The sequence below is a fragment of the Streptomyces sp. NPDC001292 genome (genome assembly GCF_042896465.1).
GTDB lineage: Bacteria > Actinomycetota > Actinomycetes > Streptomycetales > Streptomycetaceae > Streptomyces.
Genome location: NZ_JBIAXG010000028.1, coordinates 97,502 through 112,460 on the forward strand (window position 1 = coordinate 97,502; position 14,959 = coordinate 112,460).

Here is a 14,959-nt window from a genome sequence, read left to right on the forward strand (position 1 = left end):
AGGCAGGCAGCCCGGCAACGGGTCCGTAACGGGCGACTCGCGCCTCACTCATTTGCTCTCGGCCGCCTCCACCATCTGCCTCAGCTTCGCCGGGGTCATCGTCTGGTCCTGGAGGATGTTCTTCCCGTTCAGCAGGACGGTCGGGGTACCCGAGAAGCCGCCGGCCTGGAAGGCCTGGTGGGACTTGTCGACCCAGCTGTCGTGCGTGCCGTTCTTGACGCACTTGTCGAAGGCCGGGGTGTTCAGGCCGCTCACCTTGCCCGCGAGCTGGATGAGCTTGTTGTTGTCGGCGAAGGCGTCGTCGGTCTCCTTGGGCTGGTTCCGGTAGAGCACGTCGTGGTAGGCGGGGAACTTGCCCGCGTCCTGGGCGCAGGCCGCCGCGTTGGCCGCGCGCAGGGAGCCGGTGCCCCCGAGGTTGCCGTCGATCAGTCTGACCAGGTGGTACTCGACTTTGAGCTTGCCGGCGTCGGCCAGCTCGTGGACCGTCGGCCGGTACATCGTCTCGAAGGCCTGGCAGGCCGGGCAGCGGAAGTCCTCCCACACGGTGAGCGTCGACTTGGCTCCGTCCCGGCCGACCGGGATCGCCAGGCTGTCCTTGCCCCGCGCGCCGGAGGGTGTCACGACCGGGCCCGCGCTGCTGCTCTTGTGCTTGTCGGAGTTGGCGGCGACCACGCCGATCACCGCCGCCAGGCCCAGGACGCAGACGACGGTCGCGGCCACGATCAGCGTGCGCCGTCGCCTCTCCGTGGCCTTCTGCTTCTCGCGCTCGGCCGCCAGGCGCTGCCGGGCGGTGCGCTTTCCCTGATGGTTCTTCTCGCTCACACCCCCTGAACGAACCGGGGAGGCGCGTTGCGCCTCCCCGGTGCCAGGACCACCCGTTCGGGCGATCGAAGGATGTGCCGCGGCCGTCGTTACGCCTGTCCGCGCACGCCGCTCGCCAGCTCGCCCGCGAGGGCGCGGACGGCCTCGACACCGGCCGCCGGGTCCGGGGCCTCCAGCATCCGCTTGACGAAGGCCGAACCGACGATCACGCCATCGGCGAAGCCGGCGACCTCCGCTGCCTGGGCGCGGTCGGAGACGCCGAGGCCGACGCAGACGGGCAGGCCCGTACCGGTGGCCCGGGTGCGTTCCACCAGGTCCTGGGCCTGCGTGCCCACCGACTCACGGGTGCCGGTGACGCCCATCAGGGAGGCGGCGTAGACGAATCCGGAACCGGCCGCGGTGATTTCGGCGAGCCGCTCGTCCTTGCTGCTGGGCGCGACGACGAACACCGTCGCCAGGCCGTGCTTCTCGGCGTGCTCCCGCCACAGGGCCGACTCCTGCACCGGCAGGTCCGGCAGGATGCAGCCGGCGCCGCCCGCCTCGGCGAGTTCGGCGGTGAACCGCTCGACGCCGTAGCGGTCGACCGGGTTCCAGTACGTCATGACGAGCACCGGCTTGCAGGTGGCCGCGTGGGCCTCCTTCACCGTCCGCATGACGTCCGCGATCCTGACGCCGCCGCGCAGCGCGATGTCGTCCGCGGTCTGGATGACCGGGCCGTCCAGGACCGGGTCGCTGTGCGGCAGCCCGACCTCGACGACGTCGGCGCCGCCGTCGAAGACGGCCTTGATCGCCTCGATGCCGCCGTCCACGGTCGGGAACCCGGCCGGCAGGTACGCGATGAGGGCGGACCGGCCCTCCGCCTTGGCGGCGGCCAGGGTGTCGGCCAGCAGCCGGCCCTGTCCACCGGTCGGTGCGGTCCCGCTCACTTGGCGTCCCCCTCGATCTCGGCGGTGTCGGCTTCGTCGGCGGCCACCTCGGCGTCGGTGTCGTACAGGCCGAAGTAGCGGGCGGCGGTGTCCATGTCCTTGTCGCCGCGGCCGGAGAGGTTGACCACGATCAGCCCGTCCTCGCCCAGTTCCCGGCCCACCTCCAGGGCGCCGGCCAGCGCGTGCGCGCTCTCGATCGCCGGGATGATGCCCTCGGTCCGCGACAGCAGGCGCAGCGCCTGCATGGCCGCGTCGTCGGTGATCGCGCGGTACTCGCCGCGGCCGGAGTCCTTGAGGTAGGAGTGCTCGGGGCCGATGCCCGGGTAGTCCAGGCCGGCGGAGATGGAGTACGGCTCGGTGATCTGGCCCTCGTCGTCCTGGAGGACGTAGGAGCGGGAGCCGTGCAGGATGCCGGGCTCGCCCGCGGTCAGGGTGGCCGCGTGCTCGCCGGTCTCGACGCCGTGCCCGGCGGGCTCGCACCCGATGAGGCGGACGCCGGTGTCCGGGATGAAGGCGTGGAAGAGGCCGATGGCGTTGGAGCCGCCGCCGACACAGGCGACGGCGGCGTCGGGCAGGCGCCCGGCGCGCTCAAGGAGCTGGCGGCGCGCCTCGACGCCGATGACCCGGTGGAAGTCGCGGACCATGGCCGGGAAGGGGTGCGGTCCGGCGACGGTCCCGAACAGGTAGTGGGTGTGGTCGACGTTGGCGACCCAGTCGCGGAACGCCTCGTTGATGGCGTCCTTCAGGGTGCGGCTGCCGGACTTCACGGCGACGACCTCGGCGCCGAGCATGCGCATCCGGGCCACGTTCAGGGCCTGCCGCTTCGTGTCGATCTCACCCATGTAGATCGTGCACTGGAGGCCGAAGAGCGCGCAGGCGGTGGCGGTCGCGACGCCGTGCTGTCCGGCGCCGGTCTCGGCGATCACCCGGGTCTTGCCCATCCGCTTGGTGAGCAGGGCCTGGCCGAGCACGTTGTTGATCTTGTGGGACCCGGTGTGGTTGAGGTCCTCGCGCTTGAGGAACACGCGGGCCCCGCCGGCGTGCTCGGCGAAGCGGGGCACCTCGGTGAGGGCGCTGGGACGGCCGGTGTAGTGGGCGAGCAGGTCGTCGAGTTCGCGGGCGAACTCGGGGTCGGCCTTGGCCTTGTCGTACTCGACGGCGACCTCGTCCACGGCGGCGACCAGCGCCTCCGGGATGAACTTGCCGCCGAACGCACCGAAGTAGCCCTCGGCGCTCGGCACCTGGCCCTCCGGGTCGGGAATGAAGAACTCGCTGGGCATGCGGATACCTCACAGGGGCGTCTGCCCCGGAATCGGTCGGACTGAGGGTCACGGTAGTCGCGTGCGCGTGCCGTGCTCCGGGCGTACGGGCACGGGCGTCAGCGGGCGGGCCACTCGGCCGGCGGCCGGACCGCGGTCGCGGTACGACGGCAGGGGCCGGGAGCGGCGGGCACCGGGCGACCGGTCCGGGACCGGACGACGCGGCTCAGCTCACCGCTGGTGGCGCGCACGCGGGCGGCGCCATCGCATGCCGTTGACCTGGCCCGGTTCGTCGCCGATGACGTACCGCACCCTGCGGCCGTGCACACGGCGTGCGGGCGCGCGGCAACCGCGGGGCCGGCAGCCGCGCGCGAGGCGGGCGTACGGGTCCCGGGAGGGTTCGGCGATCGGGAGGCTCATCGGGGCACACTCTACCGGCGTACGGCCACTCGGGTGAGCGGCTCGCGTCAGCTACGGCCGTGCCGCAGCGCCGGGTGCACCCCCGCCGCCACCAGGTCGGCGACGGCCGTCTTCGGGTCGCGGCCGGTGACGAGGGACTCGCCGACCAGGACCGCGTCGGCGCCGGCGTTGGCGTAGGCGATGAGGTCGTGCGGGCCACGCACCCCGGACTCGGCGACCTTGACGAGACCGTCCGGGATCTCCGGGGCCACCCGCTCGAAGGTGTCGCGGTCGACCTCGAGCGTCTTCAGGTTGCGCGCGTTGATGCCGATCACCTTGGCGCCCGCGTCCACCGCGCGCTCGGTCTCCTCCTCGTCGTGGACCTCGACGAGCGGGGTGAGTCCGATGGACACCGCGCGCTCGATCAGCGACTCCAGGGCCGGCTGGTCCAGGGCGGCGACGATCAGCAGGGCGAGGTCGGCGCCGTAGGCCCGGGCCTCCCACAGCTGGTACGAGGTGACGATGAAGTCCTTGCGCAGGACCGGGATGTCCACACGCGCGCGGACCGCCTCCAGGTCGGCCAGCGAGCCGCCGAAGCGGCGCTGCTCGGTCAGCACCGAGATGACGGAGGCGCCGCCCGCCTCGTAGTCCGCGGCGAGCCCGGCCGGGTCGGCGATCGCGGCCAGTGCGCCCTTGGACGGGCTGGAGCGCTTGACCTCGCAGATGACCTTGACGCCGTCGCCGCGCAGCGCGGCGGCTCCGTCCTTGGCCGCGGGTGCCTTCGCCGCGCGCTCCTTGAGCTCGTCGAGGCTGACGCGCGCCTGCCGCTCCGAAAGGTCGGCACGGACTCCGTCGATGATCTCGTCGAGCACACTCACGCGAGCGGCCCCCTTCCAGACGGTGGACTGTTCCAGCGGGTCGAGCGCCCCCGGCGGCCCGCCGCGAACCGATCAGGCGGGGAAACCGGTGGTCACTGCGATGGTATCCGGAGGCGGGCGCCGACCTCGCATCCGGTGGACGGCGGTCCCACTACCTGGACATACCGTGCCCGATCAAGGACGGAGCAGGCCACTGAACGGCAGGTTCCGGACAACGGTGAAGGCCAGCAGCAGGGCACCGAGGCTCCACAGGTGCGCCGGTCCGAGTACGAGGCGCGGCGGCCGCCCGCGCGCGGCGCGCAGGACCCACAGCGTCCAGCCCACGGCGAGGACCAGGTAGCCCGCGACGGCCAGGGCGTTGTCGTGCAGGGCCGTCGCGAAGTCCCCGTGGACAAAGGCGTGGGCGCTGCGCAGCCCGCCGCAGCCGGGGCAGTAGACACCGGTGTAGCGCAGCAGGGGGCAGACCGGGTAGTGGCCGGGCTGGTTGGGGTCCACGACCCCGACGTAGGCGAAGGCCCCGGCGACGGTGGTCAGGACCCCGACGGGGACGGCGAGCCGCCTGAGCACGGCCGTGGCGTGCATGGGGACGGCGGTGGCGTCCTGGGTGCGCCGCGGGCGGGGTACGGGCGTCCGGCCGTGCGTCACCCTCTGGCTGTCGGGGTTCACGCCTCGCATTCTGCCCCGGACCGGGTACACGCGCGCGAGGGGCGGCACCGGGCCGCCCCTTCCACTGTCGACTCGTGCGGGTCCCGTGCGGACCTCAGCCCTCGGCGCGGGCCGGCTCGCGCGGGCCGACCTGGTGCACCGGGTGCTCGTTCTTCTGGCCGAGGCCCATCATGCGCATGATGCCGCCGACGGCGCCGCCGGCCAGCACGATCCCCATGCCGGCCCAGAAGCCGACCGGCTGGGCCATCACCATGAAGGCGCCCGCGACGCAGAAACCGATGAAGGCGATGATGACACCGGTCCAGGCGGCCGGGGTGTGACCGTGGCTGCTGCCCGCCATGACTTGCTCCTCGTTGCTGTGTTCTTGTCTGAGCCGGACGCTCGGCTCCATTGTCCCGCACGCGTGCACACGACGTGATCGGGGGTGGCTCCTCGCGACCGCCGGGCAGGGCAGGTGGTACGCCCCGGCCGGGCCGCGGTCAGGCGGGTCCGGTGCCGGTAGGGTCCTCGCCGCGGTCGAGGGCCTTCCACAGGTCCTCGGGGCGATCGGGGTCGGCCGGGCGCGGCGCGCGGGAGCGGGGGGCGCCGGAGCGCTCGTAGCGGCCGGACATGGCCGGCCACAGGCGGCCGTAGCGCAGGGCGAGCAGGCCGGCCAGGAGCAGCAGCACCCCGCCCACGGCCGCGACGTAGGGCCAGCCGGTGTGGCTGAGCGCGGCGGCGGTCGCGGCGGTGTCGCCGGAGACCTGGGCGGCCTTCTCGTCGAGGGCGGCGCCGTCGGTGGCGCCGAGCAGGGCGGCGGCGATCGTGCCCGCGCCGGAGAGCGCGAGCAGCACGGCGACCAGGACGCGGCCGGAGCGGCGGACGGCGAAGACGGCGACGAGCGCGGCCAGGCCCACTATGGCGAGTGCCGCGGGCACGCCCGTGACCTCGCTGCCCTTGGCGGTCAGCGGGAAGGCGCCGCCGGCCACCGTCGCGGTGCCCTCCGCCCAGCGCTGCCGGGTGGCGAGCAGCGCCACGGCCGCGCCGAGCGCGCCGCACAGCAGGGCGACGGCGAGGCTGCGGCGGCCGGACCGGGCGGGGGCGGCGGCTTCGGAACGGGGGTGAGGTACGGCAGTCACGTACTCCACTATCGCTCGGACCGCGGGCGCGGCGTCATCCGGGGTTCATGTGCCGGACGTGAGAAACGCCCTGCCGCCCCAGCCGGTTCGCGGTGTGCACCGCCCGCAGCACCGCCGCCGCCTTGTTGCGGCACTCGGTGTCCTCGGCCACCGGGTCGGAGTCGGCGACGATGCCGGCGCCGGCCTGGACGTAGGCGGTGCCGTCGCGCAGCAGGGCGGTGCGGATGGCGATGGCGGTGTCGGAGTCGCCGGCGAAGTCCAGGTAGCCCACGCAGCCGCCGTACAACCCCCGCCGGGACGGCTCGAGTTCGTCGATGATCTGCATGGCCCGCGGCTTCGGCGCGCCCGACAGGGTGCCGGCCGGGAAGCAGGCGGTCAGCACGTCGAAGGCGGTGCGGCCCGCCGCGACCCGTCCGGTGACGGTGGAGACGATGTGCATGACGTGCGAGTACCGCTCGACGGACATGAAGTCGACGACCTCCACGGAGCCCGGCTCGCAGACCCGGCCCAGGTCGTTGCGCCCGAGGTCGACGAGCATCAGGTGCTCGGCGCGCTCCTTGGGGTCGGCGAGCAGTTCCTCGGCGAGGGCCTGGTCCTGCTGCGGAGTGGCGCCGCGCGGCCGGGTGCCGGCGATGGGGTGGACCATGGCCCGCCCGTCCTCGACCTTCACCAGGGCCTCCGGACTGGACCCGACGACGTCGAAGGCGTCTCCGTCCCCGCAGGGGAACCGGAACAGGTACATGTACGGCGAGGGGTTGGTGGCCCTGAGCACCCGGTAGACGTCCAGCGCGCTCGCCGTGCACGGCGTCTCGAAGCGCTGCGAGGGGACGACCTGGAAGGCCTCGCCGGCGCGGATGCGCTCCTTGACGTCCTCCACGGCCGCCTGGAAGTCCTCGCCGCCCCACAGCGCGGTGTACTCGGGCAGCTCGGAGGGCGGCAGCGCGGCGGGCGGCTGGACGACCGGGCGGGACAGGTCCGCCTCCATGGCGTCCAGGCGGGCCACCGCGTCGGCGTACGCCTCGTCGACGCCGGTGTCCAGGTCGTTGTGGTTGATCGCGTTGGCGATCAGCAGGACCGTGCCGTCCCAGTGGTCGAGGACCGCGAGGTCGGAGGTGAGCAGCATGGTCAGCTCGGGCAGCCGCAGGTCGTCGCGCTCGCCGGGGCCGATCTTCTCCAGGCGGCGCACGATGTCGTAGCCGAGGTAGCCGACCATGCCGCCGGTGAAGGGCGGCAGGCCCAGGTCGTGGGCGAGGTCGCGAGGGGTGTGCAGGGTCTCGACGGTGGTGCGCAGCGCGGCGAGCGGGTCGCCCTCGGCGGGGACGCCGACGGGCGGGACGCCGAGCCAGTGGGCCTGGCCGCCGCGCTCGGTGAGGGTGGCGTCGCTGCGGACGCCGACGAAGGAGTACCGGGACCAGGAACGGCCGTTCTCTGCGGACTCCAGCAGGAAGGTGCCGGGGCGCTCGGCGGCGAGCTTGCGGTAGAGGCCGACCGGGGTGTCGCCGTCGGCGAGGAGCTTGCGGGTGACCGGGATGACGCGGCGGTCGGTGGCCAGCTTGCGGAACGTCTCGAGGTCCATGGCGGCTGACCCTACTGACCTTCGGCGGCCGCGCCGGAACCGGCGTCCTTCAGCAGGACGTCGGCGTCGAAGCAGGTGCGGTCGCCGGTGTGGCAGGCGGCGCCCACCTGGTCGACCTTGACCAGCACGGTGTCGGCGTCGCAGTCCAGGGCGACGGACTTGACGTACTGCACGTGCCCGGAGGTGTCGCCCTTGACCCAGTACTCCCGGCGGCTGCGCGACCAGTAGGTGCAGCGGCCGGTGGTCAGCGTGCGGTGCAGCGCCTCGTCGTCCATCCAGCCGAGCATCAGTACCTCGCCGGTGTCGTACTGCTGGGCGATGGCGGGCAGGAGCCCGTCGGCGCTGCGCTTGAGGCGGCGGGCGATCTCCTGGTCGAGGCTGCTGGGCGTGGGGGTACCGGGCGTGCTGGTCATGGGTGCCATTGTGCCGCGCGGGACCGCCGGCCGGGGCGGCGTTCCACTGGGTGAGCGCCGTGTCACGACCGGGGCCTCCGGGCTCCTGGGGCAGCCTCGTCGCCGTGGGGTGGCCGGTCGACGGGTGGGCGGACGCGGTACGCGGTCGTAGGCTGACCACATGTCGACCTTTGCCAAGCGTGAACGGCTCCTTCTCGCCGATCTCTTGGAGACCGCCGGTCCTCAGGCGCCCACCCTCTGCGAGGGGTGGCTCACCCGTGATCTGGCGGCGCACGTGGTGGTGCGCGAGCGGCGTCCCGACGCTGCCGGGGGCGTGCTGATCAAGCCGCTGGCGCCCCGCCTCCGGAAGGTGATGGAGGAGTACGCGGCGAAGCCGTACGAGGAGCTGATCCAGCTGATCCGTACCGGCCCGCCCCGCTTCTCACCCTTCCAGCTCAAGCAGATCGACGAGGCGGCCAACACCGTCGAGTTCTACGTCCACACCGAGGACGTGCGCCGCGCCCAGCCCGACTGGACGCCGCGCGAGCTAGACCCGGTCTTCCAGGAGACCCTGTGGTCCCGGCTGGAGCGCACCGCCCGGCTGCTGGGCCGGGGCGTCCCCACCGGTCTGGTCCTGCGCCGCCCCGACGGCCGGACGGCCGTCGCGCACCGGGGCACGCCGGTGGTGACGGTGACGGGCGAGCCGTCGGAGCTGCTGCTGTTCGCGTTCGGCCGGCAGAGCGCGGCCCGGGTCGAGACGGTCGGCGACCAGGACGCGATCACGAAGCTGTCGGAGACCAAGCAGCTGGGGATCTGAACCCCGCCGCGCCGCCGTGCGGGGTCAGCTGGGCAGTTCGGCGCGGCGCAGGGCGGGGGCGGCCAGGGCCACGACCCCGCCCAGGGCGCACACCGCCGCGCTGCCCGCGAAGACCGGGCCGGTTCCCCAGGCACCGATCGCGGCGGCGGACAGCGGCATGCTGAGCGGGGCGAAGCCGAGGCTGACCAGACCCGCGACGGCGGTGACCCGTCCTAGGTAGGCGGGTTCGGACTGGGTCTGCAGCAGCGCCCCGCACAGGGCGCCGCTCAGGCCGGTGAGGAGGCCGACCAGTGCGGCCACCGCGGTGGCGCCGAGGGCGCTGGGTACGTAGGCGAGGGCGCCGACGGCCTCGAACTAGCGAACGGGGTGGCCCGCCTCCCGCAGAGTCTCCTTGACCTGGGCGATGCGCAGGTCGCCGAAGTGGAAGACCGAGGCGGCCAGGACCGCGTCCGCGCCCGCTGTGACGGCCGGGGGGAAGTCGGCGAGCTTGCCGGCGCCGCCCGAGGCGATCACCGGTACGGTCACGTGCTTGCGGACGGCCGCGATCATCTGCAGGTCGTAGCCGTCCTTCGTGCCGTCCGCGTCCATCGAGTTGAGCAGGATCTCGCCCGCGCCCAGCTCCGCCGCCCGGTGCGCCCACTCCACCGCGTCGATGCCGGTGCCACGACGGCCGCCGTGGGTGGTCACCTCGAAGTTCCCGGAGGGAGTGCGGCGGGCGTCCACCGACAGGACCAGCACCTGGCGGCCGAAGCGCTCGGCGATCTCGCGGATCAGGTCCGGGCGGGCGATCGCGGCCGTGTTGACGCCCACCTTGTCCGCGCCCGCCCGCAGCAGCCTGTCCACGTCCTCGGTGGTGCGGACGCCGCCGCCCACCGTCAGCGGGATGAACACCTGCTCGGCGGTGCGGCGCACCACGTCGTACGTCGTCTCCCGGTCGCCCGAGGACGCGGTGATGTCCAGGAACGTCAACTCGTCGGCGCCCTCGGCGTCGTACACCTTGGCCATCTCGACAGGGTCGCCGGCGTCACGCAGGTTCTGGAAGTTGACGCCCTTGACCACCCGGCCGCCGTCCACGTCCAGGCAGGGGATGACTCGGACCGCCAGGGTCATGAATCCACGGCTCCTCTGTATGCCTCTAGCTCGATCTCGACCAGGATGCGCGGATCCACGAAGCCCTCGACCACCAGCAGGGTCGAGGCCGGACGCACCGAGTCGAACAGTTCCTTGTGGGCCCTGCCCACCTCGTCCACGTCCCGCAGATGGGTCAGGTACATCCGGGTCCGGACCACCGCCTCGGGGCCCAGGCCGAACTCGGCGATCGCTTCCAGCGCGCTGGTGAACGCGACCTTCGCCTGCTCGTACGGATCGCCCTCTCCGTACAGCACACGGTCCTTGAAGGCCGTCGTGCCGGCCACCAGGACCCGGTCGCCCGCCGCGACGGCGCGCGCGTGACCGAAGCTCTCTTCCCAAGGACTTCCGCTCTGCAAGCGCCGTACGGCTTCCGACGTCATGACGCCACTGCCTCCAAGGCCTCTTCCAGGGTGAACGCCTTCGCATACAGGGCCTTCCCGACGATGGCGCCCTCGACACCGAGCGGCACGAGGCCGGCGAGCGCCCGCAGGTCGTCGAGCGAGGAGACACCGCCCGACGCCACCACCGGGCGGTCGGTGGCCGCGCAGACGTTCTTCAGCAGATCCAGGTTGGGGCCCTGAAGGGTGCCGTCCTTGGCGATGTCGGTGACGACGTAGCGCGCGCAGCCCTCCTTGTCGAGGCGCTCCAGCGTCTCGTACAGGTCGCCGCCGTCGCGGGTCCAGCCGCGGCCGCGCAGCGTGGTGCCCCGTACGTCCAGGCCGACCGCGATCCGGTCGCCGTGCTGGGCGATGACCTTGGCGACCCACTCGGGGGACTCCAGGGCGGCGGTGCCGAGGTTCACACGGGTGCAGCCGGTGGCCAGGGCGGCGGCGAGGGTGTCGTCGTCGCGGATGCCGCCGGACAGCTCCACCTTGATGTCCATGGCCCGGGCGACCTCGGAGATCAGCTGGCGGTTGTCGCCGGTGCCGAACGCGGCGTCCAGGTCCACCAGGTGCAGCCACTCGGCGCCCGCGCGCTGCCAGGTCAGGGCGGCCTCCAGCGGAGAGCCGTACGAGGTCTCCGTGCCGGACTCGCCGTGCACGAGGCGCACGGCCTGGCCGTCGCGGACGTCGACGGCGGGGAGGAGTTCGAGCTTGGCCATGTCTCTACAGGGTTCCGATCCAGTTGGTGAGCAGTTGCGCTCCGGCGTCGCCGGACTTCTCGGGGTGGAACTGGGTGGCCCACAGGGCGTCGTTCTCCACGGCGGCCACGAACGGCTTGCCGTGCGTCGCCCAGGTCACCCTGGGCGCGCGCAGCGCTGGGTTGTGGGTCTCCAACTGCCAGTCGTGGACGGCGTAGGAGTGCACGAAGTAGAAGCGGGCGTCCGCGTCCAGGCCGGCGAACAGCTCCGAGTCGGCCGGCGCCTGCACGGTGTTCCAGCCCATGTGGGGCACGACGTCCGCCTGGAGCGGCTCGACCGTGCCGGGCCACTCGTGCAGGCCCTCCGCCTCGACACCGTGCTCGATGCCGCGCGCGAAGAGGACCTGCATACCGACGCAGATGCCCATCACCGGGCGCCCGCCGGACAGCCGGCGGTCGATGATCCAGTCGCCGCGCGCGTCCTTCAGGCCACGCATGCAGGCGGCGAAGGCACCCACGCCCGGCACCAGCAGACCGTCGGCGTTCATCGCCGCGTCGTAGTCGCGGGTGATCTCGACGTCGGCTCCCGCGCGGGCGAGGGCCCGCTCGGCGGAGCGGATGTTGCCGAAGCCGTAGTCGAAGACCACCACCTTTTTCGCAGCGGTGCTCAATTCCACACCTCCAGCCGCATCACGCCCGCGACGAGGCACATCGCCGCGCCGATGGACAGCAGCACGACGAGGCTCTTCGGCATCTGCTGCTTGACGAAGGAGATGATGCCGCCGAGCAGGAACAGGCCGACGACGATCAGCAGGGTGGACAGACCGGTCACAGCGCGCCCTTCGTCGAAGGGATGATGCCGGCCGCGCGCGGGTCGCGTTCGGACGCGTACCGCAGGGCCCGGGCCAGCGCCTTGAACTGGCACTCCACGATGTGGTGGGCGTTGCGCCCGTAGGGCACGTGCACGTGCAGCGCGATCTGCGCCTGGGCGACGAAGGACTCCAGGATGTGGCGGGTCATCGTGGTGTCGTACTCGCCGATCATGGGCGCCATGTTCTCGGGCTCGGTGTGCACGAGGTACGGCCGGCCGGACAGGTCGACGGTGACCTGGGCGAGGGACTCGTCCAGCGGGACCGTGCAGTTGCCGAAGCGGTAGATGCCCACCTTGTCGCCGAGCGCCTGTTTGAAGGCGGCGCCCAGCGCGAGGGCGGTGTCCTCGATGGTGTGGTGGGAGTCGATGTGCAGGTCGCCGTCGGTCTTCACGGTCAGGTCGAACAGACCGTGCCGGCCGAGCTGGTCGAGCATGTGGTCGTAGAAGCCGACGCCGGTGGCGATGTCGGTCCTGCCGGTACCGTCGAGGTCGATCTCGACCAGGACCGAGGTCTCCTTGGTGGTGCGCTCGACCCTTCCGACGCGTCCCTCGCGAGTCATCCGCTCCGCTCCTGTTCCTTCTTCAGTTCCCGTACCGCGTCGAGGAACGCGTCGTTCTCCTCCGGCGTTCCGGCGGTGACCCGCAGCCACCCCGGTACGCCGTTGTCCCGGACCAGGACGCCCCGGTCCAGGATCTGCCGCCAGGCGGTGTGGGCGTCCTCGAACCGCCCGAACTGGATGAAGTTGGCGTCCGACTCGACCACGTCGTAGCCGGTCGCGCGCAGTTCGCCGACGAGCCGGTCCCGCTCGGCCTTCAGCTGCTCGACATAGCCCAGCAGCGTGTCGGTGTGCTCCAGGGCGGCCAGCGCCGTCGCCTGCGTGATCGCCGAGAGGTGGTAGGGCAGCCGGACCAGCTGCACGGCGTCCACGACCGCCGGGTGCGCCGCGAGGTAGCCCAGGCGCAGGCCGGCGGCGCCGAACGCCTTGGACATGGTGCGGGAGACGACCAGGTGCGGCCTCCCCTCGAGCAGCGGCAGCAGCGAGGCGCCGTGACTGAACTCGATGTACGCCTCGTCCACGATCACCATGGACGGCTTGGCCGCCTGCGCGGCCTCGTACAGCGCGAGGACCGTCTCCGGCGACACCGCGTTGCCGGTGGGGTTGTTGGGGGTGGTGACGAAGACGACGTCCGGGCGGTGCTCGGCGATCGCCCGCTCGGCGGCGGCGAGGTCGATCGTGAAGTCCTCGCGGCGCGGCCCGGAGATCCAGCCGGTGCCCGTTCCGCGCGCGATGAGCGCGTGCATGGAGTACGACGGCTCGAAGCCGATCGCGGTGCGGCCCGGACCGCCGAAGGTCTGCAGCAGCTGCTGGATGACCTCGTTGGAGCCGTTGGCCGCCCAGACGTTCTCGACGCCGACCCGGTGGCCGCCCGTCCTCGTCAGGTACTTGGCGAGCTCGGTGCGCAGCTCCACCGCGTCCCGGTCGGGATAGCGGTTGAGGTGGCGGGCAGCCTCGCGCACCCGCTCGGCGATCCGCTCGACCAGCGGCTCGGGCAGCGGGTAGGGGTTCTCGTTCGTGTTCAGCCGTACGGGGACGTCCAACTGGGGCGCGCCGTAGGGGGACTTGCCGCGCAGCTCGTCCCGTACGGGAAGATCGTCGATTCCGAAGCTCACTTGCTCGTCGGTACCTTCCAGCCGAACCTCGCCTTGATCGCCGCGCCGTGCGCCGGCAGGTCCTCCGCCTCCGCCAGCGTCACCACGTGGTGGGCGACCTCGGCGAGCGCGTCCCGGGTGTAGTCCACGATGTGGATGCCGCGCAGGAAGGACTGGACGGACAGGCCCGAGGAGTGGCAGGCGCAGCCGCCGGTGGGAAGCACATGGTTGGAACCGGCCGCGTAGTCGCCGAGCGAGACCGGCGCCCAGGGGCCGACGAAGACCGCTCCGGCGTTGCGCACCCGGTCGGCGACCGCGGCGGCGTCGGCGGTCTGGATCTCCAGGTGCTCGGCGCCGTAGGCGTCGACCACCTGTAGGCCCTCGTCGAGGCCGTCGACCAGGACGATCGCGGACTGCTTGCCGGACAGGGCCGGACGGATCCGGTCCTCGATGTGCTTCGTCGCCGCGACCTGCGGCTCCAGCTCCTTCTCGACCGCGTCGGCGAGCTCCACGGAGTCGGTGACCAGGACGGCGGCGGCCAGCGGGTCGTGCTCGGCCTGGCTGATCAGGTCTGAGGCGACGTGCACCGGGTCGGCGGTGGCGTCCGCGAGGATCGCGATCTCGGTGGGGCCGGCCTCGGTGTCGATGCCGATCTTGCCGGTGAAGTAGCGCTTGGCGGCGGCGACCCAGATGTTGCCGGGACCGGTGACCATGTTCGCGGGCGGGCAGGACTCGGTGCCGTGGGCGAACATCGCCACGGCGGTGGCGCCGCCGGCCGCGTACACCTCGTCGACGCCGAGCAGGGCGCAGGCGGCGAGGATCGTCGGGTGCGGCAGCCCGCCGAACTCGGCCTGGGGAGGCGAGGCGAGCGCGATCGACTCGACGCCGGCCTCCTGGGCGGGCACGACGTTCATGACCACGGAGGACGGGTAGACCGACCGGCCGCCCGGCGCGTACAGCCCGACACGCTCGACCGGCACCCACTTCTCTGTCACCGAGCCGCCGGGCACCACCTGGGTGGTGTGCGTGGCCCGGCGCTGCTCGCGGTGGACGAGCCGGGCGCGCCGGATGGACTCCTCCAGAGCCGCGCGCACGGCCGGGTCGAGCCGCTCCAGCGCGTCCTTGAGTGCCTGGACCGGGACCCGCACCGACTCCAGACGTACACCGTCGAACTTCTCGGCGAAGTCGATCAGCGCCGCGTCGCCGCGATGATGCACGGCCTCGCAGATCGGACGCACCTTCTCCAGGGCGGCCGAGACGTCGAAGTCGGCTCGGGGCAGCAGGTCGCGCAGGGCGTGGCCCTCGGGGAGGGCGTCGCCGCGCAGATCGATTCGGGAGATCACGGTGTCAATTCTCTCAGACCGCGCGCGGGC

The 14,959-nt window shown here is 72.6% G+C and carries 19 protein-coding genes and 1 pseudogene; 1 reads left to right on the forward strand and 19 read right to left on the reverse strand.

Annotation, left to right across the window (positions count from 1 at the left end; all coding sequences use genetic code 11):
- Positions 1–48: 48 nt before the first annotated feature.
- The 10 genes from ACFY4A_RS26675 to hisI form a co-directional block, all read right to left on the reverse strand.
- A complete protein-coding gene (locus ACFY4A_RS26675; RefSeq protein WP_390831872.1) occupies positions 49–822 on the reverse strand; it encodes a DsbA family protein in 774 nt (257 codons plus the stop codon).
- Between the two features lie 89 nt (positions 823–911).
- Complete coding sequence (gene trpA / locus ACFY4A_RS26680; protein WP_390831873.1) at positions 912–1,748, reverse strand: tryptophan synthase subunit alpha; 837 nt, start codon at positions 1,746–1,748, stop codon at positions 912–914.
- Positions 1,745–3,028, reverse strand: coding sequence for a tryptophan synthase subunit beta (gene trpB / locus ACFY4A_RS26685; RefSeq protein ID WP_390831874.1), 1,284 nt, complete (start codon positions 3,026–3,028; stop codon positions 1,745–1,747). The genes trpA and trpB overlap by 4 nt, the downstream gene beginning before the upstream one ends.
- Positions 3,029–3,238: 210 nt before the next feature.
- On the reverse strand, positions 3,239–3,427 hold the full coding sequence (gene trpM, locus ACFY4A_RS26690; RefSeq protein ID WP_390831875.1) for a tryptophan biosynthesis modulator TrpM: 189 nt from the start codon (positions 3,425–3,427) through the stop codon (positions 3,239–3,241).
- 47 nt (positions 3,428–3,474) lie between these two features.
- Positions 3,475–4,284, reverse strand: a complete 810-nt coding sequence (gene trpC, locus ACFY4A_RS26695) for an indole-3-glycerol phosphate synthase TrpC (protein ID WP_390831876.1) — start codon at positions 4,282–4,284, stop codon at positions 3,475–3,477.
- A 174-nt stretch (positions 4,285–4,458) separates the two neighbouring features.
- Positions 4,459–4,866 (reverse strand): DUF2752 domain-containing protein, encoded by a 408-nt coding sequence (locus ACFY4A_RS26700; RefSeq protein ID WP_390831902.1) that lies wholly within the window; start codon positions 4,864–4,866, stop codon positions 4,459–4,461.
- A 178-nt stretch (positions 4,867–5,044) separates the two neighbouring features.
- Positions 5,045–5,290: an HGxxPAAW family protein gene (locus ACFY4A_RS26705; RefSeq protein ID WP_390831877.1), complete on the reverse strand. Its 246-nt coding sequence runs from the start codon at positions 5,288–5,290 to the stop codon at positions 5,045–5,047.
- Positions 5,291–5,429: 139 nt separating this feature from the next.
- Positions 5,430–6,077, reverse strand: a complete 648-nt coding sequence (locus ACFY4A_RS26710; RefSeq protein WP_390831878.1) for a TIGR02234 family membrane protein — start codon at positions 6,075–6,077, stop codon at positions 5,430–5,432.
- Between the two features lie 25 nt (positions 6,078–6,102).
- A complete protein-coding gene (locus tag ACFY4A_RS26715) occupies positions 6,103–7,644 on the reverse strand; it encodes an anthranilate synthase component I (protein WP_390831879.1) in 1,542 nt (513 codons plus the stop codon).
- Positions 7,645–7,655: 11 nt separating this feature from the next.
- A complete protein-coding gene (gene hisI / locus ACFY4A_RS26720; protein WP_390831880.1) occupies positions 7,656–8,057 on the reverse strand; it encodes a phosphoribosyl-AMP cyclohydrolase in 402 nt (133 codons plus the stop codon).
- Positions 8,058–8,217: 160 nt separating this feature from the next.
- Here hisI and ACFY4A_RS26725 point away from each other — a divergent pair, with 160 nt between their 5' ends.
- Positions 8,218–8,853 carry a TIGR03085 family metal-binding protein gene (locus ACFY4A_RS26725; protein WP_390831881.1) on the forward strand — a complete coding sequence of 212 codons (636 nt, stop codon included), beginning with the start codon at positions 8,218–8,220 and terminating at the stop codon, positions 8,851–8,853.
- Positions 8,854–8,877: 24 nt separating this feature from the next.
- On the opposite strand, the pseudogene ACFY4A_RS26730 reads toward ACFY4A_RS26725, so the two are convergent.
- From ACFY4A_RS26730 to hisD, 9 genes and pseudogenes are all read right to left on the reverse strand, one after another.
- Positions 8,878–9,201: pseudogene (locus ACFY4A_RS26730) on the reverse strand (MFS transporter); the annotation flags it as partial.
- Positions 9,202–9,207: 6 nt separating this feature from the next.
- Positions 9,208–9,963 (reverse strand): imidazole glycerol phosphate synthase subunit HisF, encoded by a 756-nt coding sequence (gene hisF, locus ACFY4A_RS26735; RefSeq protein ID WP_390831882.1) that lies wholly within the window; start codon positions 9,961–9,963, stop codon positions 9,208–9,210.
- Positions 9,960–10,364: a RidA family protein gene (locus ACFY4A_RS26740; protein WP_390831883.1), complete on the reverse strand. Its 405-nt coding sequence runs from the start codon at positions 10,362–10,364 to the stop codon at positions 9,960–9,962. Before ACFY4A_RS26740 ends, hisF begins: the two co-directional genes overlap by 4 nt.
- On the reverse strand, positions 10,361–11,086 hold the full coding sequence (gene priA, locus ACFY4A_RS26745; RefSeq protein WP_390831884.1) for a bifunctional 1-(5-phosphoribosyl)-5-((5-phosphoribosylamino)methylideneamino)imidazole-4-carboxamide isomerase/phosphoribosylanthranilate isomerase PriA: 726 nt from the start codon (positions 11,084–11,086) through the stop codon (positions 10,361–10,363). Before priA ends, ACFY4A_RS26740 begins: the two co-directional genes overlap by 4 nt.
- Before the next feature lie 4 nt (positions 11,087–11,090).
- Positions 11,091–11,741 (reverse strand): imidazole glycerol phosphate synthase subunit HisH, encoded by a 651-nt coding sequence (gene hisH, locus ACFY4A_RS26750; RefSeq protein WP_390831885.1) that lies wholly within the window; start codon positions 11,739–11,741, stop codon positions 11,091–11,093.
- On the reverse strand, positions 11,732–11,896 hold the full coding sequence (locus ACFY4A_RS26755) for a hypothetical protein (protein WP_225074244.1): 165 nt from the start codon (positions 11,894–11,896) through the stop codon (positions 11,732–11,734). The genes hisH and ACFY4A_RS26755 overlap by 10 nt, the downstream gene beginning before the upstream one ends.
- Positions 11,893–12,495: an imidazoleglycerol-phosphate dehydratase HisB gene (hisB, locus tag ACFY4A_RS26760; RefSeq protein ID WP_225074245.1), complete on the reverse strand. Its 603-nt coding sequence runs from the start codon at positions 12,493–12,495 to the stop codon at positions 11,893–11,895. Before hisB ends, ACFY4A_RS26755 begins: the two co-directional genes overlap by 4 nt.
- Positions 12,492–13,607 carry a histidinol-phosphate transaminase gene (locus ACFY4A_RS26765; RefSeq protein WP_390831886.1) on the reverse strand — a complete coding sequence of 372 codons (1,116 nt, stop codon included), beginning with the start codon at positions 13,605–13,607 and terminating at the stop codon, positions 12,492–12,494. Before ACFY4A_RS26765 ends, hisB begins: the two co-directional genes overlap by 4 nt.
- A complete protein-coding gene (hisD, locus tag ACFY4A_RS26770) occupies positions 13,604–14,929 on the reverse strand; it encodes a histidinol dehydrogenase (protein WP_390831887.1) in 1,326 nt (441 codons plus the stop codon). The genes ACFY4A_RS26765 and hisD overlap by 4 nt, the downstream gene beginning before the upstream one ends.
- Positions 14,930–14,959: the final 30 nt, after the last annotated feature.